We start from the raw sequence: 1,994 nt of genomic DNA on the forward strand, positions 1-1,994 counted from the left end.
CAGCCAACGGTCAAAGCCGGCCCTAGCCAAACGCCCGAACCGCCATCCGGTCGGGCCAGTCGCCAGCCCGATTCCCAGTCACAAGCAACTGCCTCCGGAACGCTCTACTTGCGAATCCGCGCCCAACGAATCGCTCTGCCGTTGGGCACCAAGCTGCATGCGCGGCAGATTCCCGGCGTGGAGGCGAAATCGCCGGATGATGTCGTGGCCGAAGTTGTCGCCAATCCCAACGACCCTGCCGTCCTCGGCCTCAAAAACCTATCCGACTTCAAATGGGAGGCACTGCCAAAGGGAGGAAGCAGCAACCGCATTGAAGCGGGCCGCAGCGCGCGATTGGCAATCGGCACCAAGATACGATTCGGTGCCACGGAAGCCGTCATCGAAGAGAACACGTGAGCGAGTTCTTGCTTTCGCAGATGGGCACCACCTTTTACTTGACGCCGTCAGTTCTTCCTCGGCCGCTTCAGGCTCAAATTCCAAAAGCAAGGACTTGCCTATCATGAAACGTCATTTGTCGATCGCGCTTGGCATGCTGCTGCTGGCACTCGCGGTTCTTGTATACGCGCGCGAGTGGACCGATGGCACTGGCCAGTTCAAGATCGAAGCGGAGTTTGTTGCCGTTTCTGGCGACAAGGTGCGATTGAAGAAACCGGACGGCTCGCTCGTCGAGGTGCCGCTCGAGCGGCTTTCCGACTCCGACAGGCGGTTCGTCGAAGCACAACGTGCCTCGAAAGCCACTGACCCGTTCGTTCCAGTCAAAGGCCCAAGCGCGCCGATCCAGTTCGAACCGGCGGCGACCGTGATCGTCGTAGCTGAAGGCGTCGGCACCACGCGACAGGAAGCGGTAAGTGACGCCGGCCGAAATGCGGCTCGTCAGGTGCTCGGAGCCATGCTCGATGCCGACACGCTGGTCAGAGAGGACAAGGTCATTGACGAGAATGTGCTGGCAAAAAGCGACGGCATCATCGGCTCCGGCTGTGAGCTGTTCGAAGAAAAGGAAGCGGGCGGCTTGGTTCGCGTGAAGATCAAGGCGAATATACAGCGCGATGCACTCGTCGTCCGCCTTAACGCGAACAATATCGCTATGCGGACCATCGACGGTAAATCGCTCGCGGCCGAGGCGAGCGACAAGCTCGAATCAAATGCGCGTGCGTCGGACTTGCTACAGAAAGCGCTTGCCACGTATCCGGCAGAGATCTTGATCGCGGAGGTAAAAGGAAAGCCAACCATTGCACATGAGAACAACGGCAACATCGCCATGAAGTTCGAGTTGACGGTCCAGGGTGACATGGACAAGTACGACCAGTGGCAGAAAAGGTCCATCCCGTTACTTGAGCAGCTAGCAATGAAAAGTGGCGAGAAGTTCGTGAAAGCGTCGGTTATTCAGGACTCATACCTAACGACGGCATTGTCAAATGTATTGGTCAATGAGTACTCCGATGATGCCGGCAAGCGACGCATACTGTCCGATCCGGCATTTATAAGAAGCTGTGTTGCTTTCCGACGATTCGAAGCTCCAGGTGTAGGACTGGGGGTATTCAACGATGACGGTCAGGACAGGGTGACGTTTGTCGTCAACACTGGACGCAATAAGCTGCAGGACCGGACCACCTGGAGGTGGTTTTCTCTGCCGCTCACTTGCCCGGAAAGGCGGATAAGGGTGGAGGTCATGTTCTTGGATAAGAGCGGCGGCGAGGTGGTCAAGGACGTGCTGCAGTTTGAAGGACGCGGGTGCACGTGCCCAGGAAGGCTGCTAATGTACAAATGCAGTGGCGGGATTTGCGAAATAGACGGTGCGGTGCTGTCGCCCTATTGGCTGGTGTTTACGTCAGCCTACCCGCAATCCGTGTCCTATGCCCCATCGCTCACGCTTACTCGTTCAATTGACATTACCCCTGGTGAATTCGAATCGATTGCGACGACACGTTGCGTGATTAAGCCGTTGTAATCCCAACGCGAATAGGCCCGACGCCTTGTCGGTTGCAGGCTTCGGC

At 57.3% G+C, this 1,994-nt stretch carries 2 protein-coding genes; both read left to right on the forward strand.

Going from position 1 to position 1,994, the window contains the following annotated elements; genetic code table 11:
- On the forward strand, positions 1-396 hold a 396-nt coding region (locus VGG64_00370; protein ID HEY1598022.1), incomplete at its 5' end, for a hypothetical protein.
- 103 nt (positions 397-499) lie between these two features.
- Positions 500-1,948 (forward strand): SHD1 domain-containing protein, encoded by a 1,449-nt coding sequence (locus VGG64_00375; protein ID HEY1598023.1) that lies wholly within the window; start codon positions 500-502, stop codon positions 1,946-1,948.
- Positions 1,949-1,994 lie beyond the last annotated feature (46 nt).

The sequence above is a fragment of the Pirellulales bacterium genome (genome assembly GCA_036490175.1).
Classification (GTDB): domain Bacteria; phylum Planctomycetota; class Planctomycetia; order Pirellulales; family JACPPG01; genus JACPPG01.

What these genes read in the sequence shown, in the direction of transcription:
- VGG64_00375 (HEY1598023.1), top strand. Translation starts at nt 500, where the DNA reads ATGAAACGTCATTTGTCGATCGCGCTTGGCATGCTGCTGCTGGCACTC.